The following is a 22775-nucleotide window of genomic DNA, read 5'->3' on the forward strand; positions in this document are numbered from 1 at the left end:
TGCACATGAGGTGCGCAACTAGAAGTTGGGACGAAACAATTACATTGTAGTAAGTGTAACGCAAAGATTAGTTGTTGGAACAATAAATAATTGAAGAAACCAATCAGCGGGTTGAACGGATGTAAGTCCCGAGACCGTTCTTTGGCTCGGGGCGTCCGCCCACTGCCAAACCGGACTGTTTTCAGCATCCTGGAGGCGAGTTACTCCTCTTCGTTCAACCGGCTGTGACGGATGCCGTAGCTGAAGTAGATGACCAGTCCCAGTGCGAACCAGATTGATGAGGCAATCCAGGTTTCTGCGGGGAGTTGGAGCATCATGTAGAAGCACAGCAGGCCCGAGATGATGGGCAGTACCGGGTAGAAAGGTACCTTGAAGCCCGTGTTGTGGGGCATTTCTGGCAAATGGCGCAGCCGGAGAATCCCGAATGACACGAACAGGAAGGCGACCAGGGTCCCGATGTTAACCAGGTTGGTCAGCTGAGCCAGGGGCACGAAGCCACCTAGCAGGGCAATCACGACGGTAATCACAGCCAGACTGTGTTTGGGCGTGCCCGTTTTGTCGTCGATTTTGCCTAAGAATTTTGGTAACAGACCGTCACGCCCGACCGAGTAGATCAGCCGCGAGGAACTGTAGATCATGGTGACCATCATGGTAAACATCCCCGCTAGCGCGCCCAGCGAAATGATACCGGACGTCCAGTTTTGGTGGACCAACGTGAGCGCAAAGGCCACGGGGTCCGCGACGTTTAGCTTGGTGTAGTGGACCATCCCGGTCAGCACGATAGCGACCAGCATGTAGAGCACGGTGGCCACGATGAGCGTGCCGATAATCCCAATGGGCATGTTTTTCTTGGGGTTCTTCACTTCCGCAGCCGAGGCAGAGACCACATCAAAGCCTAAGTAGGCAAAGAACACGGTCGACGCACCCCGCAGAATCCCTTTGGAGCCAAATGGCGCGAACGGTTGCCAGTTGCTAGGCTTCACGTAAAAGACGCCGACGACCACAAATAAAATAATGATGGCAATTTTCACGATGACAATCGTGTTATTGATCCGCATGGACTCGCGCATCCCCCGATTTAACAGCCAACTGATGAAGAAGACCACCAGGATGGCAATCAGGTTACCGTACGTGCCCCCGGCCGGATTGTAGGGGCCACTAATGGCGTTGGGCAAGTTGAGTCCGAAGCCGGCCAAGAAGGATTTGAAATAGGCCCCAAAGGCGTTGGCCACGGCAGCCACGGCCAGCACGTATTCCAGAATCAGGGCCCAGCCCAGAATCCAGCCGACGATTTCACCGAAGACCAGGTTACCGTAGGAATAGGCGGACCCAGCGACCGGCAAAACGGAAGCAAATTCGGCGTAGCACATGGCGGCTGTGGAACAGACGATGGCGGCTATCAGAAAGGATAAAACGATGCCGGGACCACTATACTGTGCGGCGATGGTGCCGGGGAGAATGAAGATCCCGGTCCCAATCACCGCCCCAATGCCGAGTGACATCAGATCCTTTGCCGTCATTGTTTTGGCAAAGTGCTGGTCACTCTTTAAGTAATTATCTAAGCGTTCGCGACGAAATATTCGCGCAAGTCCCATAAAAAGCCTCCTTATGTCGTTGAAACTGTTTGGTTTAGGTGGTTCCTCGATTCGCCTTACCGGTCAGAGAAAATGGGCCGGGACGCTGTGGGCGCACGGCCGAAGCCTGAGAAGCGGTCTTCGGCCTTACTTTGAGCCGGAAAACACGTCTCAAAGATAGCAGTTACCTAAACGGGGAACCCGTTAAGGTAACTCCCACGGCTGAGCCCATTTTCTCTGACCTCACGGCTGACGTTGGCAGCAAAGCTAAACCGTCCGAGCTGCCTGGCCAATGCAACTGGCAGACTGGTTAGACGATTAGACTGTTGTGAATGCGGCGTCAGCAAGATTGTGAGGGTACAGTGAGTCGTGTGATTGTCCGTTAGCTGATTCATTAAAAGCTAATGTCATTTAGCCCAACCAGCGAAAACCACCTAAACCAAAACTTTCCTTATATAATGATGATACACATTGTCGCGTGCAGTTTCAGCCTTTTTTGTGATTAATTTGGGAGGCTGAGGCTGGTAGTCGCAATGATGTCTGGGATAGTGTACCGTGGAATTAAATTAAAAGTCAATGAGAGTAAGCGGTTGTTTTTGAGAAAGTCGGGTTTATTTTACCCATTCTGGGTGGTTTCGATTTAAAATAGAAGGAGTTTATTTAATTCCGAGGGGGCAATGCAACATGATTACCGAAAATGCTAGCGGCGCGGTCGTTTACCGGCTCGTCGACAATCAAATCCAATATTTACTGTTAAAGAGTGCCACCAGTCACTTCTGGGGCTTTCCCAAGGGCCACGTCGAGGGGGATGAAACGGATCTCCAGACAGCCGTCCGTGAAATTAAAGAAGAGACCAGTCTAGTCGTCGCTATCAATCCCGAGTTTCACGCCGATTTGGACTACGACATGAAGAACGGCCATCACAAACACGTGGTCCTCTACACGTCGTTGGTGCCAGCCGACAGTGAAATCAAGCGGCAAGTTGAAGAAATCAGTGAATTCGGCTGGTTCGACTACAAGATTGCCCGCGAACGCCTGAGCTATGACAACTTAAAGGGCTTGTTAGACCAAGCCAATACGTACTTGGAGGACCAGTATGCCGAATAAAGTTTTGGTGATTACCGGCGCAACGGGGACCGGCAAGACCACGGTCCAAGACTATCTGGTGGCGCACTATCCCGTGACCAAGGTCATCACCCACACGACGCGGCCACCGCGCCAGGGTGAGGTTGATGGCGTCGATTACTATTTTGAAACGGAAGCCAGTTTCCCCAAGAACCATTACCTGGAATCCGTGACGTACGCCGGCTACCACTACGGTTCCTCACGCGAGGGCCTGGCCCGTGGCTTTGAACGCGCACCGTTTGACGCCATCGTGTTAGATAGCAAGGGCGCCATCACCTACGCCGAAGAGCTGGGCGACCAAGCCGTGATCATTTTCCTCACGGTTAGCGAGTCTACCAAGCTGGCCCATCGGTTGAGCAAACGCGGCGACGATGAAGAAATGATGGCCCAGCGCCTAGCCAGTCCAGAGTATCGTCGCGACCTGACCATGCCGCTGGCACTGCGAGGCAAAGCCATTCAGCTAAACAACGACGACTGGCAACAGACCCAAGTGAAGCTGGATGAATTGATGACGCGGTTGCGGCAGGGAGAGACGGCTGATAGTTGAGTTTCCCAGTAAATATGATAAACTAACAGGGAATTCGGGTTTACACTGATGTTTGGGTCGCCTTACCGGACGAGAAAAACTGACCGGAACGCGGTGGGCAGGACGCTCCGAGCCAAGGAGCGGTCTCGAAGCTCGCTTTGAACCTCAAAGGGCGAGTTTCAAAGTCGCCATTTCTAACGCGAACCGCGTTAGAAATCCCACGGCTGAGTCAGTTTTTCTCGTCCTCACGGCTAACACTGGTTTGAACCGAATTGGATGTTAGGCTTATTGGTTGGCCTGTGAGTTTAAATTGAACGTGTTTAGTTCGTGAATCAATCACGGATAAATTAAATTAGAATATAAGGACAATTACTGGTTGGGGCTAAGCGGCTAGTGAAAATCACCGCACCTTATCAGTGACCAGAGGCGGGCCAACCTGACCAGCTGTGTCGGTGGACTAGGCTGAGGTTTTTGCTCAGCCTAGTCCACGGGACGACCTTTGAGACCGGTCTTTGGCTCAAAGTCGAGCTGAAAGCCCGCCCCACAGGCTGAGCCCGCCGTCGGGAACGACCAGCACAAGCAACACCCGTTTATTTTCGCAAGACCCATGAACAGAGAAAGAAGGAGGTTGGGCACTATGGCAGAATCGTTAACCACCGCCGTCGCCATTTTAAAGAAGAACAAACTGAAGATGACCAAGCAACGGCACGCTCTCTTGGAGTTTCTGCTGACGAACCAAGCCCACTACACCGACGTGGTGACCGTGGATGCTTACATGCGGACCGAGTTTCCGGGGATGAGCCACAACACGGTTTACCGTAACCTCAAGGAATTTGAAGAGGTTGGTATCGTTGAGCAAAACACGGAACAGGAACGGGCACGGGTCAAGTATCAGTGTGACCTGCATCACCAACACCATCATCATTTTGTGTGTCAAAATTGTGGTAAGGTGATTGAATTACAGATGTGCCCGATGGACTTTTTCACAGATCAATTACCGGGTTGTGAAATTGCTGGGCATAGCTTCGAACTGTACGGCCTCTGCGCTGACTGCAAGGCGGCCGGCGTTCAGGAAGCAGACTTAGTGAAAAATTAAGATAAATTTGAAAGATTTTTGAGTTTCCTATGCGACAATAGTCGTAATTAGGCAAAACGAAGGAGGAATGACGCATGGGGTATCGCACACCACCCTTGATTACGCCGTTCGCAATTGTCTCAATGGCTCTGGCCTTGGGGGCAACTAACGTGGTGACGAACACGGTGACGAAGACCAACGAAGGCGCCACGCGGGTGTCGAACACCAGCTCATCACTGGTCAACAATATGTCGTCGAGTGATTCGAAGAAAAAGGCTAGCGACGACAGTAAGAAGAAGGATTCTGACTCTTCTAAGAGCAGTTCCGATAGCAGTGATTCCTCATCGAAGGACGAGTCATCCACGGACACGGAAAGCTCCTCGGCCAAGAAGACCTCTACGACCGAGTCCAGCACCGCGGGGAATACCACTGGTAACACGACGACTGGGACCACCACGTCTAAAAAGAAGAAGACCTCATCGAGCGCCGTTAGCTCTTCAGCGACTACGGAAGAGAGTTCAACGGATAACGCCGATACGGCAAATGACACGACTGACAATACCGACACGGGTGGCCAAACGACAACTGGCACAACCAATGACGGCACAAATCAATAACGAAGGAAGGGGGACCGATAATGCTTAGTTTCCTTGATATGGTCAACCATTATTTAGGCTACATCAACGTCAACGCTAAAATTAAAAACCGCATCTACGTGATCATTGGTGCGTTGGGTGACCTCTACCTGTTCTACATCGCGGTTCGTTACCTGCAAAACGGCCATCCGTTCTGGGGCTTACTGATCTTACTGGTAGCCATCATTCTCTTGTACTTTGTCTACCTGAACACCATCTATTATTTTACCGAGAAGACGGCCCCATTCGACATCTCGCCTAAGATTGAAAAGATGCTACACATGAAGCCTAAGGAAGCCGAAGAGGACGCTGCTAAAACGGCGGTCCGCGGCGGTCGAAACATTCCGGCCAACGGCTACTTTGATGAGAAGAAGATTCTCCCCGGAAAGCTGACTATGAGCGGCATGGATGCGCGCAACGTGCAAAACCTTGCCACGCAACTCCAACAGAATCAGCTCTTACTACTGGATTACTCCGGGTTGGGCGACCGTGAAATCATGGAACAGACACGCCAGAACGGCAAGCCCGTTTACGCGTCTGGCCCTGGCACCCTGATTCCCTACTTCGACATGCAAACGGAAGGCAACCAACTGGTCGTCTACGCCGGCATCAATCAAGCAGAGAAGCAACGGGTCGGCGTGGTCAGTACGGTCGGCTTACAAAATGTGGCCGATGTGCGTGATCAGTTCGAACTGTATTTAGCCAACGCCACGCTGGTCGGGGGACCCTTCAAGGTCTTAGGCCGCACGTCTCTGATCGAGCAACCGGGTGACTTCCAAGTGGCGGTCCAACTGGCCTACAAGCACAGTGACCAATCCACGACGAACACCTACGACCGGGGCTACGGTCAAACCACCACAACGCCAACGCAGACGACCACTAGCCGCCGCGCCCGTTATGACAATGACCAACCGACGTCGACCAACAACGATGATGAACCAATGACTAGAACGTCCCGGTATCATCATTAAGTTAGGTGACCGGCAAAACTGAAAATGATTCAGAAAAAATCAACCATCCAGACAGGGCAGGTTGATTTTTTTGTGTGGCGAGCAAAGTGACACAGGCGTGGCAACTACGGAAGGGGATAACCAGGATAGCGTTAGCCAGGGAAGTAAGTAATTGATGAAAATGAGCAAGCCATGTCAGTGACCAGAGGTGGGCCAAGCCGGCCAGCTGTGTCGGTGGTCTTAGCTGAGGGCCTTTCTCAGCTTAGCCCACGGGACGACCTTTGTGACCGCTTTTCAGGCACAAAGTCGAGGTGGAAGCCCGGTTCTCAGGCTGGAACCGACCCCATAGCCGGCCCGGTTGAGCCCGCCGCCGGGAACGAAAGCCAAGGTGTGACCCTCATTTTCACCAATTTGGGTAGGTGACAGGGGATGTGATGAATCGGCTCCGAAAACGCGCTCGCCGCTTCCTCATGGGAATCACAAGCGTGAAATATTTTTGAAAGCAGACCGGACCCGTGGTACATCTAATCTTTGAACCCCCAAACGGTCAGTAGGGGTGGGTAACCTGGAGTGGTTTACTTTGACCGGGTAAATTTTTTGGTTTAAACTTTACCTTAGACACTGTAAAAATCTGGTCTCAAGGGACTGGATGAGGCGCTAGTCCGCCGCAAGCACGGCAAACAAATCACTAGTGGAGGGAATACTTATGTCAATGATCGAATTTCACAACGTGGAAAAGTACTACGGCGATTTTCACGCGCTGCATAACATTAATTTAACGATTGAAGCCGGGGAAACGGTTGTTTTAATCGGGCCTTCTGGTTCCGGGAAATCAACCCTGATTCGGACCGTCAATGGGCTGGAACAGATTCGCGATGGCCAATTGATCGTTAACGGCCAAGATTTGGCCAATCCAAAGACGGATATGAACCGGATTCGGAAGAACGTGGGGATGGTGTTCCAACACTTTAACCTCTACGCCAACAAGACGATTTTGGAAAACATCATGCTGTCACCCCGGATCGTGTTACACCGGGGCGAAGAGGAAAACAAGAAGGTTGCCATGGAAATGCTCGACCGGGTTGGGTTAGCCGATCAAGCGCCTAAGATGCCATCCCAACTTTCTGGGGGACAACAACAACGAATCGCCATTGCGCGGTCGTTAGCCATGAAGCCGAAGTGCCTCTTGTTTGACGAACCAACCAGTGCCTTGGACCCTGAAATGATCGACGATGTGCTGAACGTTATGAAGACCATCGCCCGGGACTCCAGTATGACGTCGCTAGTCGTGACCCACGAAATGGGCTTCGCGCGTGAAGTGGCCAACCGGGTAATCTTCATGGCTGACGGCCGGATTTTGGAAGACGACTCTAAGGAAACCTTCTTCGACGGCCAACCAACCAATGAACGGGCTCGCCAATTCTTAAGCAAGATTTTGACACACTAAAACGGGGAGGAACGCTCACTATGAAAAAATTAATTCGCAGTTTGGGCCTGCTGTTCTCCCTGGTTGCCTTGACGGTCGTCATTAGTGCGTGTGGCAGCAAGCCGTTGTCCGCACGGAACGTGTACAAGACCGATCAACAATCCAAGACGATTACTTGGGGTGTCAAGGCGGATACCCGATTGTTCGGGTTGCTGGATACCAAAGACGGGAAGATCAAAGGGTTCGAAGTGGACCTGGCGACGGCACTGACCAAGCAAATGCTGGGCAAGGATGCCAAGGCCAAGTTCATTCAAGTGACGAGTTCAACGCGGATGCCCATGTTAAAGAACGGGAACATCGACGCCATCATCGCCACCATGACCAACACGCCAGAACGGCGCAAGCAAGTCACCTTTTCTAACACGTACTTCTTTGCCGGTCAATCGTTACTGGTCAAGAAGGGCAGTTCCATTAAAAATGTCAAAGATTTAAACAAGCAAAAGGGCACGGTCCTCGGGGTCGTCGGTTCTGACTCCGTGGAAAACGTGGCCAAGGTCGCACCTGACGCGAAGGTCTTACAACTGACCGACTACGCACAAGCCATGACGGCATTGAAGTCCGGTCAAGGCCAAGCGCTGACCACCGATAACGGTATTTTATACGGGATGTCGGTTCAAAACCCGGGTTATGAAGTCACCGGGGGAACGTTCGTGTCCGAACCTTACGGGATTGCCATGGACAAGGGCCAGACGCCGTTTAGAAACGCCACGAACCAGGCTTTGACCGAGTTACGGGCCAATGGCACTTATAACAAACTCCTGCACAAGTGGTTCCACAACGTGAAGGGCTTTGACTACAAGGAGGCGGCTAAAGAATGATTCATATCTTTGCAAATTACGGAGGCACCCTCCTGTATGGGTTAGGGCAGACGTTGCTGTGCAGTGTGCTCGCCTTGATCTTCAGTTTGATTTTGGGAACGCTCTTCGCCTTACTAGAGGAATCACCAAGTAAGTTTGCCCGCGGCGTGGCCCGGGTCTACATCGAAATTTTCCGGAACATTCCTTTGCTGGTTATCACCATGTTCTTCTACGTGGTCTTTCCGCTGTACGTCGTCAAGATGAACGGGTTTACCGCCGGGACGATTGGGTTGACGCTCTACACGTCCGCCTTTATCGCCGAAACGGTGCGGGCTGGGATTCAGTCCGTTGACCCTGGCCAAATGGAAGGGGCCCGTGCGAACGGGTTATCCTTCTGGCAGGCCATGCGGTTCATCATCTTGCCCCAAGCCTTTCGGTACGTCATTCCGCCACTGGGCAACCAATTCGTGAACCTGGTCAAGAACTCCTCAACGTTAGCCTTCGTGGGTGGCTTTGACCTGATGTACCAAGGGAACGTCATCGCGTCCAGTTCACTGGAAACCATTGCGGCTTACTCCGCGGTCGGGGTTCTCTACCTGGTCATCACGATGCCAATCAGTTACTACATGCGTTACTTAGAAAAACGGTTAGCTTAGGGGAGGAGAATAAATTATGTTACAAAACTTTATTGACGCCTACTCCCCAGATAACTTACGCTACCTGTTTGGTGGACTGGGAATCACGATTCTGGTTTCCGTGGTGTCCATCATTGGGAGTTTCATTATTGGCTCGATTCTTGGGATCATCCGCTACGTAAAAATTAAGTATTTTTCAGCTATCGTTGGGTTTATCATCGATATCATTCGGAATTTACCGTTGATCTTAATTCTGTTCTTTACCTACTTCGGGTTACCTAACCTGGGGGTCAAGCCAGAAATTATTCCAGCGGCCATTCTCGCCATGACCATCTTTGAATCCACCATGCTGGCAGAAATTGTCCGCTCCGGGATTCAAGCGGTCGACCCCGGCCAGATGGAAGGGGCCCGCGCCAACGGGTTAACCTATTGGCAAGGGCTGTGGCACATTGTCTTGCCCCAAGCCATGGTTAAAATGATTCCCGCCATCGTGAGTCAATTTATCTCACTGGTCAAGGACACGTCACTGGCAACCATTATTCTCTTGCCAGAAATGCTGTACCGGTCACAGATTATTTATGGGCAAAACACCAACTACATTATTCCGATGTTCGTGGCGATTGCTTTGATGTACTTTGTGGTCTGCTACTGCCTTTCCGTCCTCGCCCGTTACCTGGAAAAACGCCAAGCTTAGTCTTCTGGGCTTAACTTGTGTTGTTGCAGCGCCTCCGGGCTGGTGAAAATGGGCCGTGGCGCTGTGGGCGCACGTCTGGAGCCGAAAGGCGGTCTCCAGACTTACTTTGAGCCGCTGAGAAGCGCGTCTCAAAGATAGCAGTTGCCTAAGCGGTAAACCGCTAAGGCAACTCCCACGGCTGAGCCCATTTTCACCAGCCCTGCGGCTGACACTGGTTTAGCCCGAGACTGCGCTGGTCGTTTGTCTAGTTGGTTGTTGTCTTCATTTTGATTTTAAATTGTTCAAATTGTTTAAATTGTTTAAATTGTTTAAATTGAGCTCACTCACTTCAGTTCGTTGGAACTGGCGTGGGTGGGCTCTTTTCATTTATCGTAAACAAAAAGACATCCGCCTGACTATTTGTCGGGGGATGCCTTTGGTGTGCAAATTATTCGGTAACAACGTATTTCTTGAAGCGGTCGAAGTCGGCTTCTTGAAGTTCAACCTTCAGGGCCGTGCCTTCTGCTTCGTAGTTGGTGTCCAAGACGTTGGCGTGGTCGTTCATGTAGGCGACGACATCACCGTCTGCGAATGGAACCAGGAAGTTGGCCGTTACGTAGTTGTGGAAGACCTTTTCCTTGATAGCCGTAACCAGGGTATCGATGGATGCGGGGTCCTTGGCTGACAGGATGAGTTGGTCACCCACGCGGTTCGGGTAGTGGGCTTCCGTCAGGTCGGCCTTGTTGAAGACGGTGATCATCGGCACGTCGGTGACGCCGATGTCTTGCAGCGTCTGTTCCGTGGTGGCCATCATCGATTCCTTGTTCGGGTCAGCATAGTCAACGACCTGAATCAATAGGTCGGCGTTGGCAGCTTCGGCTAACGTGGAACGGAAGGCCTTGACCAGTTGGGTAGGGAGTTGGCTCACGAACCCAACGGTATCACTCAGCAGCATCTTCTTTTGGTCGGGGAAGGTCAGCTGACGGACGCTGGTGTCCAGCGTGGCGAACAGCATGTTCTTCACGAAGACCTGTTTTTCTTCGCTCTTACCAAATTCACGAACCAGGGCATTCATCAACGTGGACTTGCCGGCGTTGGTGTAACCGACCAGCGCAACGGAAGGGAGTTCATTCCGTTCCCGCTGTTGCCGTTGCGTGGCGGCTGCCTGATTGATTTCCTTCAGTTCATGGTTGACGTGGTTGATCGACCGTTGAATGGTCCGCCGACTCATTTCAGTTTGCGATTCACCGGCACCACGGTTGGTGAACCCACCGCCGCCACCGCTACCCGTTTGTTGGTCCAGTCGTTGCGAAGCGCTGGTGTGCAAACGAGGGAGTTGGTATTGCAGCATGGCGAGTTGTACTTGGAGCTTGGCTTCGCGGGATTGTGCCCGGTTAGCGAAGATTTCCAAGATTAAACCGGTCCGGTCCATGATGCGGGCCTTGGTGCCAGCTTCCAGGTTCCGGATTTGGCTGGGGGACAGCTCATCGTTCACGACAATGGTATCGACACCATCGTCCGCAACAATCGTCGCTAATTCCTCAACCTTACCAGTGCCAAAGTAAGTCCCTGGATTTGGCTTTGGCAATGACTGCTGAACTTCTTCAGCGACCGTCATGTTGTTGGCCTCTACCAAGTTTTTCAGTTCAGTCATCGAGTAGCCGAACGTGGCTTGACCAGCGTTCAACCCAATCGTGATGACTGGTGTTCGTGGGGTTTCTTCCAAAAGATCACCCTCCTTTAAAGTCTATACGTTGAGTATAACATGTTCCTTTGCAAACACCGAAAAATTAAGCGTTGTTAGGCTTCCGACTGTCCCAAACTCGTGAAAATCAGGTGGCAGTTTGAGGTCCGTTCCCGGCGGCGAGCTCAAGGAGCCCTGCTGTGGGGCCGGTTCCAGCCTGAGAGACGGGCTTCCACCTCAACTTTGAGCCGAAGTGCGGTCTCAAAGGTTGTCCCATGGTCTAAGCTGAGTGAGAAACCTCAGCTAAGACCATCGACACAGCTGGTCACCTTGGCTCGCCTCTGGTCACTCACACTGACCGCACATTTTCACTGGATTGGTATCGGTTGGTGGTTGGGTGTGTCATTGGTAATTTTTTCAGTGTGAAGGAACGAAAATTACTGGGATATAAGTTGGCCGGTTTCTGTTCCCGGAAATGAGCGGGCACAAAGGTCGCCCCGTGTTCTAAGCTGAGAAAAAGCGCTCAGCTAAGAACACCGACACAGCTGGCCGGCTTGGCCCACCTCTGGTCACTCACACTGACCGCGTATTTTCACTGGGTTGGCATTGGCTGAGTGTTAAGCTATCGTCGATAATTTTTCTAATGTGAATGCACGTCAACTATCTGGAAACGTTGCAGCAACTTGTGGCAACACTGGTGAAGCTGCTGATTGGCCCCGATTCTAAAGGCTGGTAGAAATAAGTCACTTCTGAGAATCAACCCCACAATCGCTGCTGCGTTGGCCGATGTTAGCCGGAAGGCTGGTGAAAATTGGGCCAGTTGTGGAAGTGACCAGAGGCGAGCCAAGGTGCCCGGCTGTGTCGGTGGTCTTGGCTGGTGTCTTTTTGCCAGCCTAGCCCACGGGACAATCTTTGAGACCGTTCCTCAGGCTCAAAGTTGAGGTGGAAGACCGGGCTTAGGTCTGGAACCGGCCCCATAGCAGGGTTCCTTGAGCTCACCGGCGGGAACGGACGCGACCAGGCCCATTTTTAACCAGCCTGGAGGCACTGACAAAGACCAACAGAAACTCCCGAAAATGAGAATTTGGTATTGATTCTCATTTTATTTTAATTTATAGTGGTCTTTATCAACAAGTTGCTTAGGCATACTAACTTAGAGGGGTCGGATTTTATGAGAGTTAAATCAGTCATTAAGTTAGGGACGGTCGCCGCGCTAACCACCATTGCGTTAGCCGCGTGTGGCTCATCTTCTAGCAGCAGTAGCCAAGCCAAGGATCAAACCTTGACCTGGATGGAAAGCTCCGCGTTACCAACCATGGACAGTTCGTTGGCAACCGACGTCGTTTCCGGTGAAACGCTGAACAACACAGGTGAGGGTCTGTTGAAGTTTGGCAAGAATAGTACCACGCATCCCGCCGTCGCCAAGAGCTACAGCAAGTCCAAGGACGGCAAGACCTACACGTTTAATCTCCGGAAATCCAATTGGAGCAACGGGGACAAAGTAACCGCCAAAGATTTCGTTTACGGCTGGCAACGCACAGTCAACCCGAAGACGGGGTCCCAATACGCCTACCTCTACGCTGACGTGAAGAACGCCAACGCCATCATGAATGGCAAGAAGGCCGTTTCCACGCTGGGCATCAAGGCCGTCGGGGATTACAAGGTCCAAGTGACCCTGATTCATCCCGTCAGCTACTTCCCAACGCTGGTCGCCCAAACCGCGTTCTTCCCACAAAACCAAAGCGTCGTGGAAAAGTACGGCAAGAAGTACGGCACCAACGCCCAAGACAACGTCTACAACGGGGCCTTTAAGCTGAGCTACTGGACCGGGACGTCAGACAACTGGACGCTGACCAAGAACACGAAGTACTGGAATGCCAAGTCCGTTAAGCTTAATCACATCAAATTTAGTGCCGTTAAGGATCCCCAAACGGCTTTGAGCCAATACCAGAGTGGTAAGCTCGACGCTATTTACCTGAGTGGCCAACAACCAAAGAACTACAAGAATAACAAGGAATACCATGCACGGAACAGTTCCCGGGTCGCTTACCTGGAACTCAACGAGAAGAAAGATTCCATGATGCGGAACAAGAAGGCGCGTCAAGCCTTATCATTAGTCATCAACCGGAATCAATTTGTGAACAAAGTGCTCGACAACGGGTCAAAGGTCGCAACCGGGATCGTCACGAGTGGCCTGGCCATCCGCAACGGCAAGGACTTTGCGACTGAGGGCACGATTCCTGCCGCTACCGAACACAACCTGGCTAAGGCTAAGAAGTTGTGGAACGAAGCTTTAAAGGAAACTGGGCGTAAGAGTTACGCGCTGACCCTGATGGCCGACGATACTGCCGAAGGCAAGAGCACGACCGAATTTGTCCAGAGTCAATGGTCGAAGCTGCCTAACTTCAAGGTCACCAACTCTAATTTGCCATACAAAACGCGGCTTTCCCGTTCTGCTAGTGGCCAATTCGACGCCGTGGTGACGCTTTGGGACGCTGACTTCCCAGACCCAATCACCGACCTGTCCCTGTTCACGTCCGACAATTCCTACAACAATGGGAAATGGTCTAACAAGACTTACGACAAGCTGGTCAAGGAAGCTACGACGACCAACGCCAACAAGCCGGCTGCCCGGTGGCAAAATCTGATTGATGCCCAAAAGGTTCTGTTGAAGGACCAAGGGATCATTCCAGTTTACCAGAGTGGCAAGCCACAATTGGTCAAGTCAAAGGTTAAGGGCGTCACTTACTTCCCAGTTAGTTCCAACTGGGACTTCAGCAAGGCTTACATCGCTAAGTAAGCTGGTTGGAGCCGCTTCGGCAGTGAAAATGAGAGGTGTTCGGTGGCGTCCGTTCCCGGCGGTGGGCTCAAGTGGGCCTGCTATGGGGTCGGTCCCAGCCGAAGGGCGGGCTTCCACCTCAACTTTAAGCCTTGAAAGTCACAAGTCTTAAAGGTTGTCCCATGCTCTAAGCTGAGAAAACCGCTCAGCTAAGACCATCGACACAGCTGGCCGGCTTGGCCCACCTCTGGTCACTTACACTGGCCGGAGCTGTCTCATTTTCCCGTTCTGACGGCACTGATAACATCTATCTTTCAAGAATTAGACAACTGATAATTTTTTCAGGACTGATACCCCTCTAGCTGGGCGTGTCAGTCCTGTTTTTGTATATGTAGGAAATTACCGGGGTCGGGGGCTAAACGGACGTAGGCGGGCGAAGAGAGGGCTTCTAGGCCGGATACTGGCTATAAGATCCTTAATCTTTTTGCCTGGTCGTTCTTACGGAAAACTTAGAATGACTATTTTTGAGAAATGAATATTAGAATTCACCGATTTTGATGGGTTAATAGGTTAACTGGTAGCGGCATCATCAGCGACTGAATCCCGGCAGTGTGCGCTCCTTGAACTCTAATAAAAGGGTTTACTAACTCTATGTAACCGTAACCATTGCTGGTATAACAGTCATTCAGCATCGTAACTTTATGCTGTTTTTCTGTATACGGTATACAGAAAACGAAAATTTATCCTGTTTTAAATGTGACATCAGATTTTAATTTTTTATTTTAAACTGCGGTACAACAGCGTTTTTATAAAATTTTTTAAATTAAATTAGCTTTTACCATTGATTTTAATTGTTTTCTAATATACAATTGCAATATCAAATTTGAGGTTGTCAATTTATTTATCAAACAACTAAGAGGGGTTGGATTATAAAATGAAAATCAATTCGGCAGTCAAACTCGGAACGGTCGCGACATTTGCCGCTGTGTTACTTGCAGCGTGTGGATCATCATCAAACAGTTCTAGCGAGGCTAGCAAGCAGACGTTAAACTGGATGGAAAATTCCGCATTACCTTCAATGGATTCTTCTACCGCCACGGACGTTGTTTCTGGGGAAACGATGAACAACACCGGTGAAGGTCTTCTCCGGATCGGCAAGAACAGTTCCATTCACCCAGGGGTCGCTAAGAGCTACACCAAGTCCAAAGATGGTAAGACTTACACCTTCAACTTGCGTAAGTCTAACTGGAGTAACGGCGACAAGGTAACCGCTAAAGACTTCGTTTACGCCTGGCAACGGACCGTTAACCCTAAGACCGCTTCACAATACGCTTACATGTACGCGCAGGTTAAGAACGCCAACGCCATCATGAACAAGAAGAAGCCAGTTTCTAGCTTAGGGATTAAGGCCGAAGGGGACTACAAGGTGGTTGTCACGTTAACGCAAGCTACTAGTTACTTCCCTTCATTGGTTGCAAGTCCAATGTTCTTCCCACAAAATGAATCAGTTGTTCAAAAATACGGTAAGAAATACGCAACGAATGCCCAGGACAACGTCTACAACGGTCCATTTAAGTTAACTTACTGGACTGGTACGTCCGATAACTGGACATTAAGCAAAAACACTAAGTACTGGGACGCTAAGAATGTTAAACTAAAGAAGATCAACTTCAAGACGATGAAGGATCCCCAAACTTCTTTGAGTCAGTACCAAAGTGGCAAGCTTGATGCAACTTACTTGAGTGGTCAACAACCTAAGAACTACAAGAACGACAAGCAATACGTTGAACGCAAGAGTGCCTCAACCTTCTACATTGAATTGAACGAAAAGAAAGATTCAATGATGAAGAACAAGAAGGCGCGTCAAGCCTTATCACTGGCTATCAACCGGAACCAATTCGTCAACAAGGTCTTAGCTGATGGTTCTACTGCCGCAAAGGGCTTAGTTTCAACTGGTTTAGCTGAAAACAAGGGAACGGACTTCAACACTGATGCTGCTGTTCCAGCCGCAACTTCACAAGACCTGGCCAAGGCTAAGAAGCTTTGGAAGCAAGCTTTGAAGGAAACGGGCCGTTCTAGCTACTCACTGACCTTGATGGCCGATGACACGCCAGCCGGTAAGAACAGTGCCGAATTCATCCAGAGTCAATGGGCTAAGTTGGATGGCTTAAAGGTTACCAACAGTAACTTGCCATTCAAGACGCGTTTGAGCCGTTCACAAAATGGCCAATTCGATGCCGTTATCTCTGCTTGGGGTGCTGACTTCCCTGACCCAATTTCATTCCTGTCTCTGTTCACTTCAGGTAACTCTTACAACAACGGGAAATGGTCTTCCAAGGCTTACGACAAGGATGTTGCCGCAGCCACTGGTAAGGATGCCAACAACAACACCGCTCGTTGGAATGACATGGTTAACGCCCAAAAGACTATCTTAAATGACCAAGGGATCATCCCCGTTTACCAACAAGGGAAAGCCCAACTGGTCAAGTCCGATGTCAAGGGATTGATTTACTTCCCAACCGGTGCTAACTGGGACTTCAGTCGCGCTTACATTGCTAAGTAAGCAACACGTTTAAATCAGTTATGACGGTCAGGCGAAGGCCCGACTTAAATAAGCTTTATCGGGGAGTAAGGATTAACGCGAGTTGGTCCTTACTTTTCGATATTATTGCAATCATTTATCATCTTGTTGTTTTCGTGGAGTTCTTGTTAAGTTTAACGACTTAACGGTAACAAATAAGTCTACTGATTGAGAGGTAAACAAATGGCAAAGTATCTAGCAAAACGGATCTTTTACCTGATCCTGACCTTATTCATCGTTATTACCTTGACGTTCTTCCTAATGAAGTTGTTACCCGGGACGCCACTGACTAACCAAGCTAAGTTGTCCAAGAGTCAGATTGCGCTGATCTACGAACAATATGGTTTGAACAAGCCAGTCTGGCAACAGTACCTGCTGTACCTAGCAGGGGCTGTGCGGGGTAACTTCGGAACGTCTTTCCAATTCAGCGACCAACCAGTGTCCTACTTGCTTTCAAGTCGGATCGGACCATCCTTGCAGATTGGGCTGCAAGCCATGATCTTAGGGGTCATCGTTGGAATCATTGTCGGGGCCTTTGGGGCCATGCGGCAGAACTCGTGGGTTGATACCACGGCTACGGTTGTTTCTATCTTAGGGATTTCTATTCCATCTTTCGTCCTAGCCGTTTTACTCCAGTACTACTTGGGGTTGAAATTGGGCTGGTTCCCAATCGCCGAATGGGGTGGCTTTATCTACACGGTCTTGCCAACCCTAGCGTTAGGCGCGACGCCGCTAGCCGAGTCGGCGCGGTTCGTCCGAACCGAAATGGTCGACGTGCTCAGTTCGGATTACATTGAACTGGCCAAAGCGAAAGGGTTGAGTCGTACGGGGGTTATTTACCACCATGCGCTACGGAACAGTTTGATTCCGTTGATTACGATCGTTGGACCGTTAGCTGTGAACATCATGACTGGATCCATGGTTGTGGAAAACATTTTCTCCATTCCTGGTATCGGGGAACAATTCGTTAAGTCCGTCTTGACGAACGATTACCCAACCATCATGGGCTTGACCATCATCTACTCATTCATGCTCTGTGTCGTTCTGTTGTTCACCGATATCTTATACGGTATCGTGGACCCACGGATCCGGATCACAGGAAAGGCTAACTAGGAGGTAAATAAATGGCAGATACAGTTAAACTCCCTGAAGATAGCTTTAAGCGAATCAATGCCGATGACCGGGCAGCGCTCGACAGTGAAAAAATTGCGGCGCCTTCGTTAACCTTCGCGCAAGATGCATGGCGCCGGTTGCGGAAGAACAAGGGTGCTTGGGTATCCTTGATTGTCTTAGCCATCGTGTTCATCATGGCCTTTGGGTCCCTGGTGGTCTCACCACATAATCCAAACGCCGTGAACCCGTCATATGCCAACTTGCCTTCTAAGATTCCTGGTATTGGTATCAATGGCTTCAACGGGACGTTGGTCCAAGCGGGTCAACGAATCGATGCTTATAAGCAGGCTGGGGCTTCCAGCAAGTTTTACATCATGGGGACCGACTACTTAGGCCGGGACCTGTTCTCACGGGTTCTCTACGGGACTCGGATTTCCTTGATCATTGCGTTAGTGGCGACCCTCTTTGATTTAACGATTGGGGTGACCTACGGGATGTTCTCGGGGTGGAAAGGTGGCCGCATAGATACCATTATGCAGCGTATCATTGAAATCATCTTGTCCATCCCTAACCTAGTTGTTATCGTCCTGTTGATTTTGATTCTGAAACCCGGGATGACCTCAATCATCATTGCCATCGCGCTGACATCGTGGACCAACATGGCCCGACTAGTCCGAGCGCAAACGATGGAGATAAAGGAACAAGAATACATTCTGGCGGCGAGAACGCTGGGTGAGCGGCCGCTGAAGATAGCCTTCAAGCATCTTCTGCCAAACCTCTCCAGTGTGATCATCATTAACACGATGTTTACCATCCCTAACGCCATCTTCTTCGAAGCCACCTTGTCCTACATTGGGATTGGGATTTCCTCACCACAGGCTTCACTAGGGACGTTGTTGAACGATGGACAGAAGAACTTCCAATTCCTACCATATCAAATGTGGTGGCCAGCGTTGATTCTTTCCATCATCATGTTAGCCTTTAACCTTCTGGGTGATGGCTTACGGGATGCCTTTGATCCGCGGACGAAAGAGTAGGTGAACTAACGTCATGGAGAACGATAAAAACATTTTGGAAGTACGCAACCTGCAGGTTAATTTCAAAACTTACGCCGGTGACGTTAAGGCCATCCGGAACGTCAGCTTTGATCTGCGGAAGGGTGAAACCTTAGCCATCGTTGGGGAATCTGGTTCCGGTAAATCCGTGACCACCCGGACGATTATGGGATTAAACGCCCGTAACGCCGACATCACCAGTGGCTCGATCCTATACAAGGACCAAGACCTGTTGAAGAAGAGCGACAAGGAAATGGAACAATTCCGGGGACAAGATATCGCCGAAATTTTCCAAGACCCAATGACCTCGCTGGACCCAACCATGAAGATCGGTAAGCAAATCGCCGAACCGCTGATGGTCCACAAGGGTATGAAGAAAGAAAAAGCCTTGGCACAAGCCTTGGAAATGATGAAATTAGTTGGGATCACCGACGCAGAAAACCGGATCAATGATTATCCGCACCAATTCTCTGGTGGGATGCGGCAACGGATCGTGATTGCGATTGCCTTGATCAACTATCCAGAAATTCTGATTGCCGATGAACCAACGACCGCCTTGGACGTGACGATTCAGGCCCAAATTTTGAACCTGATGAAGGAACTGCAAGACAAGATTTCCACGTCAATCATCTTTATCACGCATGACTTGGGTGTCGTGGCCGGCATGGCCGACCGGGTCGCCGTTATGTATGCTGGGAAGATCGTGGAATACGGGACCGTCGATGAAATTTTCTACAACCCGAAGCATCCGTACACGTGGGGCCTCTTGAGCTCCATGCCAACGCTTGATTCGAGTGGGGATGAATTGCCATCGATTCCCGGGACGCCACCTGATTTACTCGATCCACCAACCGGGGATGCTTTCGCTGCCCGGAACGCGTACGCCCTGAAGATTGACACGGAACAGGAACCACCATTCTTTAAGGTTTCTGACACGCACTACGCGGCCACTTGGCTGCTCCATCCGGATGCACCAAAGGTCACGCCGCCAGCCCAAATCGTGGCACGGCAAAAGAAGTACGCTGAGATGCAACAGGCCTTGGTCGCCAAGCAACGACCAAGTGTCCCAGTTGAAGAAGAGGAGGAACAGCAATAATGGACTACGAAAATGCCGAAAAAATCCTCGAGGTCAAGCACCTCAAGCAATACTTCAACGTGGGTAAGGCCGATGAGGTTCGCGCCGTCGATGATATCTCGTTTGATATCTACCGCGGGGAAACCTTTGGTCTGGTTGGCGAATCCGGTTCTGGGAAGACCACGACCGGTCGGGCCATCATCCATTTGTACGAACCAACCTCTGGTGAAATCTTGTTTAACGGCAAGAACGTGGATAACTTTACTAGTAAAGACGACCAACGCGAATTCCGTCAAGACATGCAAATGATTTTCCAAGATCCTTACGCGTCCTTAAATCCGCGGATGAAGGTCAAGGATATCGTGGCCGAAGGTATCGACATTAACCATTTGGCTAAGGACGATGCCGACCGGACCAAGCGGGTGGAAGACTTGCTGGAAACTGTGGGTTTGAACAAGGACCACTCCAGCCGGTACCCCCACGAATTCTCTGGTGGGCAACGGCAACGGATTGGGATTGCGCGGGCATTAGCCGTTGATCCTAAGTTCGTGATTGCCGATGAACCCATCTCAGCCTTGGATGTTTCCATCCAGGCCCAAGTGGTTAACCTAATGAAGAAGCTCCAGCGTGAACAGGGCTTAACGTACCTGTTCATCGCCCATGACCTCTCCATGGTGAAATACATTTCGGACCGGATCGGGGTTATGCATTACGGCCGGATGCTAGAAATCGCCGACTCTGACGAAATCTACGCCCACCCCTTGCATGACTACACCAAGAGTTTGCTGTCCGCTGTGCCTGTCCCTGACCCTGAGTTCGAACGGACCCGGGAAGAGATTGCGTACGACGGTAGCGGTGAAAACGATGGCAAGGAACGTCATCTGGTTGAAATCGCCCCACGTCACTGGGTGCGGGCTGCCGATGATGAAATTGACATGTACACCCAACGGGCCCATGAGGCTTCGTTGATTCGCAAGTAAGTGTTTTGGCACCGCAGCTGTTTTTCTGGCTGCGGTGCTTTTTTGTTTGGACTTGGTTTGGGGATTTAGGTCAAGGGCTTAGGGTCAAAGGCTTTTGGGTCAAGGACAGTGGGGGATGGCCGCCTGCGGCTTCCAGGGTTCCGCCTGCTGTGGGGACCGCTTCCGGCCTGAGGAGCGGTCCTCCAGCTCGCTTTTAAGCCGCCAAGGTCGGCGTCTCAAAAGTCGCCCCGTGATGTAAGGCCGGGAAGCCCACCGGCCTTACATCACCGACACAGCCGTCTCCACCCTGGCTTCCTCCGGCTCCTGATTGTGCGTTGACCAGGTCGCTGGTTTGGCCCGAAGCCCGAAGCCCGAAGCCCGAAGCCCGAAGCCCGAAGCCCGAAGCCCGAAGCCCGAAGCCCGGTTAAGCACCACTTGTTCTTGAAGCAATCAGCCACAGTTATTTGCGTAACTTGTGGAATTAGAGGACGAAAAAAGGTCAGCAATCGTGATTGATTGCTGACCTAGGTGTAGACTGTCTTTCCCTTCTTGAGGTGAGGTCTTTCAGGAAAAATCCAAAGAAAGGTTTTACAGTCTATGAGCGTGTTTCAGGCGTTTTCGTTGCTGATACTAATCGATCGTCACAATCGAAAGTAATCAAAAAAGCCGCCCTGTATAAGCTTTGACAGGCTAGGGCGACTCATCCGTCGTTACTGTCTCCGCTCTTGAAGCGGCTTGTAAGGTCGGTGCTCGAACGCCAGTCTTTTTCATGCTTATAATATAGCATATTCTAACCCGGACAACCCTGCCAAGCGCTTACAAATTTCGTTATAAAAAGCCTGCCAATAAAAGCTCGTCAGCAGGCCAATATGAAACTATTTAATTTTGCGATACGAAACTATTTAATCTTACCCTCAGAGTTGTTGTAGTCGTTCACCTTGTAGGTCCCGTCCTTAACGGTAATCTTGGTGATACTCCCGTTATCGACCGGCACGGAGACGTCGATGTTCGAGTACTTGGAAACGATACTGCGGATGGTCGTGCTGTGGGTGGCAATCAGAATGCGGTCACCATCTTTGGCAGCGGCAATTGCGTGGTCCAAACCAGGTTGTACCCGGGCCCAGAACATCGCGTTGTCTTCAGCATCGCCGAAGGGGTCTTGGGCGTGGAACATATCCTTGGTCTTTTCAATCGTCAATTCCTTGATCATGGCGTTGAAAGAGTCTAGGCCAACCGGCGTACCCAGCGTGTGCCAGGTGAGGCCGGTGTCGAGGCCTTCGAAGTACCCAAAGTTTTCTTCACGGAAGGCGGGTTCCGTCGTCAAAGCAACGGGGGCCTGGTTAGCGGCTAAAATGTTCTTCGCCGTATTCTGGGCCCGCGTCGTGTCACTGGCATAGGCAGCGGCAAAAGGAATCTTCGCCAATCGCTCGCCGGCGCGTTTGGCATCGGCGATTCCCTTAGCGGTTAGCGGAGAGTCGGACCACCCTTGAATCCGGTGGTATTTGTTCAAATAAGTTTGGCCGTGACGCACCAAGTAAAGTTCAACTGTTGCCATCTCAATCTCTCCTATTCTTCAAAGAACTTGATCCATGGTCCTACTCGCATTGCCTCCGGGATAGTGAAAATAGGCCGTGACGCTGTGACGTGTCGTTCCCGGCGGTGGCCTCAAGGTATCCTGCTGTGGGGCCGGTTCCAGCCCAAGTGCGGGCTTTCACCTCAACTTTGAGCCTGAGAAGCGGTCTCAAAGGTTGGCCCATGCTCTAAATAGAGGAAGTCACTCTATTAAGACCATCGACACAGCCGGAAACCTTGGTCCACCTCTGGTCACTGAGACTGTCTTGGTGAGCCTATTTTCACCATCCCCGCGGCTGATAAACGGTTAGATCATGGATAAGTTCAACTGTTCGTTAAATGACGTCTACTTCCAGTTAGTTAAAAGTACAGTACTGATTCCAATGCATGAACGATGATAACTAACTGAAAGACATAACCAATAGTGTGGGTACTCGCAGTGTAGCCGAGAGGGCAGCGAAAATGAGCTCAGCCGGGGGAT

Annotated in this window: 18 protein-coding genes; 15 read left to right on the plus strand and 3 right to left on the minus strand. The window is 50.8% G+C overall.

Annotated features, from left to right (window positions below; genetic code table 11):
• Positions 1–200: 200 nt before the first annotated feature.
• Positions 201–1595 (minus strand): APC family permease, encoded by a 1395-nt coding sequence (locus ACEPST_RS09570; RefSeq protein WP_204121906.1) that lies wholly within the window; start codon positions 1593–1595, stop codon positions 201–203.
• A 663-nt stretch (positions 1596–2258) separates the two neighbouring features.
• On the opposite strand from ACEPST_RS09570, the gene ACEPST_RS09575 reads away from it, so the two are divergent.
• From ACEPST_RS09575 to ACEPST_RS09615, 9 genes are all read left to right on the plus strand, one after another.
• Positions 2259–2681 (plus strand): bis(5'-nucleosyl)-tetraphosphatase, encoded by a 423-nt coding sequence (locus tag ACEPST_RS09575; RefSeq protein WP_204121907.1) that lies wholly within the window; start codon positions 2259–2261, stop codon positions 2679–2681.
• Positions 2671–3246 carry a guanylate kinase gene (locus tag ACEPST_RS09580; protein WP_125765939.1) on the plus strand — a complete coding sequence of 192 codons (576 nt, stop codon included), beginning with the start codon at positions 2671–2673 and terminating at the stop codon, positions 3244–3246. Before ACEPST_RS09575 ends, ACEPST_RS09580 begins: the two co-directional genes overlap by 11 nt.
• 616 nt (positions 3247–3862) lie before the next feature.
• Complete coding sequence (locus ACEPST_RS09585) at positions 3863–4321, plus strand: Fur family transcriptional regulator (RefSeq protein WP_203637509.1); 459 nt, start codon at positions 3863–3865, stop codon at positions 4319–4321.
• 74 nt (positions 4322–4395) lie between these two features.
• On the plus strand, positions 4396–4917 hold the full coding sequence (locus tag ACEPST_RS09590; protein ID WP_204121908.1) for a hypothetical protein: 522 nt from the start codon (positions 4396–4398) through the stop codon (positions 4915–4917).
• Between the two features lie 20 nt (positions 4918–4937).
• Complete coding sequence (locus ACEPST_RS09595; protein WP_204121909.1) at positions 4938–5906, plus strand: DUF6681 family protein; 969 nt, start codon at positions 4938–4940, stop codon at positions 5904–5906.
• A 685-nt stretch (positions 5907–6591) separates the two neighbouring features.
• Positions 6592–7332 (plus strand): amino acid ABC transporter ATP-binding protein, encoded by a 741-nt coding sequence (locus ACEPST_RS09600; protein ID WP_125580705.1) that lies wholly within the window; start codon positions 6592–6594, stop codon positions 7330–7332.
• A 20-nt stretch (positions 7333–7352) separates the two neighbouring features.
• Positions 7353–8189 (plus strand): transporter substrate-binding domain-containing protein, encoded by an 837-nt coding sequence (locus ACEPST_RS09605; RefSeq protein WP_204121910.1) that lies wholly within the window; start codon positions 7353–7355, stop codon positions 8187–8189.
• Complete coding sequence (locus tag ACEPST_RS09610) at positions 8186–8824, plus strand: amino acid ABC transporter permease (RefSeq protein WP_203637505.1); 639 nt, start codon at positions 8186–8188, stop codon at positions 8822–8824. The genes ACEPST_RS09605 and ACEPST_RS09610 overlap by 4 nt, the downstream gene beginning before the upstream one ends.
• 16 nt (positions 8825–8840) lie before the next feature.
• A complete protein-coding gene (locus ACEPST_RS09615; protein ID WP_125765887.1) occupies positions 8841–9497 on the plus strand; it encodes an amino acid ABC transporter permease in 657 nt (218 codons plus the stop codon).
• 427 nt (positions 9498–9924) lie between these two features.
• Here the strand turns inward: ACEPST_RS09615 and hflX are convergent, their stop codons facing one another.
• Positions 9925–11202 carry a GTPase HflX gene (gene hflX, locus ACEPST_RS09620; RefSeq protein WP_204121911.1) on the minus strand — a complete coding sequence of 426 codons (1278 nt, stop codon included), beginning with the start codon at positions 11200–11202 and terminating at the stop codon, positions 9925–9927.
• 1129 nt (positions 11203–12331) lie between these two features.
• Here hflX and ACEPST_RS09625 point away from each other — a divergent pair.
• The 6 genes from ACEPST_RS09625 to ACEPST_RS09650 all read left to right on the plus strand — a co-directional run bounded on the left by ACEPST_RS09625 (position 12332) and on the right by ACEPST_RS09650 (position 20743).
• The gene (locus tag ACEPST_RS09625) at positions 12332–13960 is read left to right on the plus strand and encodes a peptide ABC transporter substrate-binding protein (RefSeq protein ID WP_204121912.1); all 1629 of its coding nucleotides are present in this window, start codon (positions 12332–12334) and stop codon (positions 13958–13960) included.
• 913 nt (positions 13961–14873) lie between these two features.
• Entirely contained in the window at positions 14874–16502 is a 1629-nt protein-coding gene (locus ACEPST_RS09630; protein WP_204121913.1) for a peptide ABC transporter substrate-binding protein, read from the plus strand.
• Between the two features lie 201 nt (positions 16503–16703).
• Positions 16704–17633 (plus strand): oligopeptide ABC transporter permease, encoded by a 930-nt coding sequence (gene opp3b, locus ACEPST_RS09635; protein WP_203642904.1) that lies wholly within the window; start codon positions 16704–16706, stop codon positions 17631–17633.
• 11 nt (positions 17634–17644) lie between these two features.
• A complete protein-coding gene (locus tag ACEPST_RS09640) occupies positions 17645–18670 on the plus strand; it encodes an ABC transporter permease (protein ID WP_203637501.1) in 1026 nt (341 codons plus the stop codon).
• Positions 18671–18683: 13 nt separating this feature from the next.
• Entirely contained in the window at positions 18684–19784 is a 1101-nt protein-coding gene (locus ACEPST_RS09645) for an ABC transporter ATP-binding protein (protein ID WP_125765881.1), read from the plus strand.
• Positions 19784–20743 carry an ABC transporter ATP-binding protein gene (locus ACEPST_RS09650; protein ID WP_125765880.1) on the plus strand — a complete coding sequence of 320 codons (960 nt, stop codon included), beginning with the start codon at positions 19784–19786 and terminating at the stop codon, positions 20741–20743. Before ACEPST_RS09645 ends, ACEPST_RS09650 begins: the two co-directional genes overlap by 1 nt.
• Before the next feature lie 877 nt (positions 20744–21620).
• On the opposite strand, the gene ACEPST_RS09655 is transcribed toward ACEPST_RS09650, so the two are convergent.
• Positions 21621–22277, minus strand: coding sequence for a histidine phosphatase family protein (locus ACEPST_RS09655; protein ID WP_204121914.1), 657 nt, complete (start codon positions 22275–22277; stop codon positions 21621–21623).
• Positions 22278–22775: the final 498 nt, after the last annotated feature.

The sequence above is a fragment of the Levilactobacillus sp. FUA 3915 genome, assembly GCF_044053135.1.
In the GTDB taxonomy this organism is placed as follows: Bacteria; Bacillota; Bacilli; order Lactobacillales; family Lactobacillaceae; genus Levilactobacillus; species Levilactobacillus lanxiensis.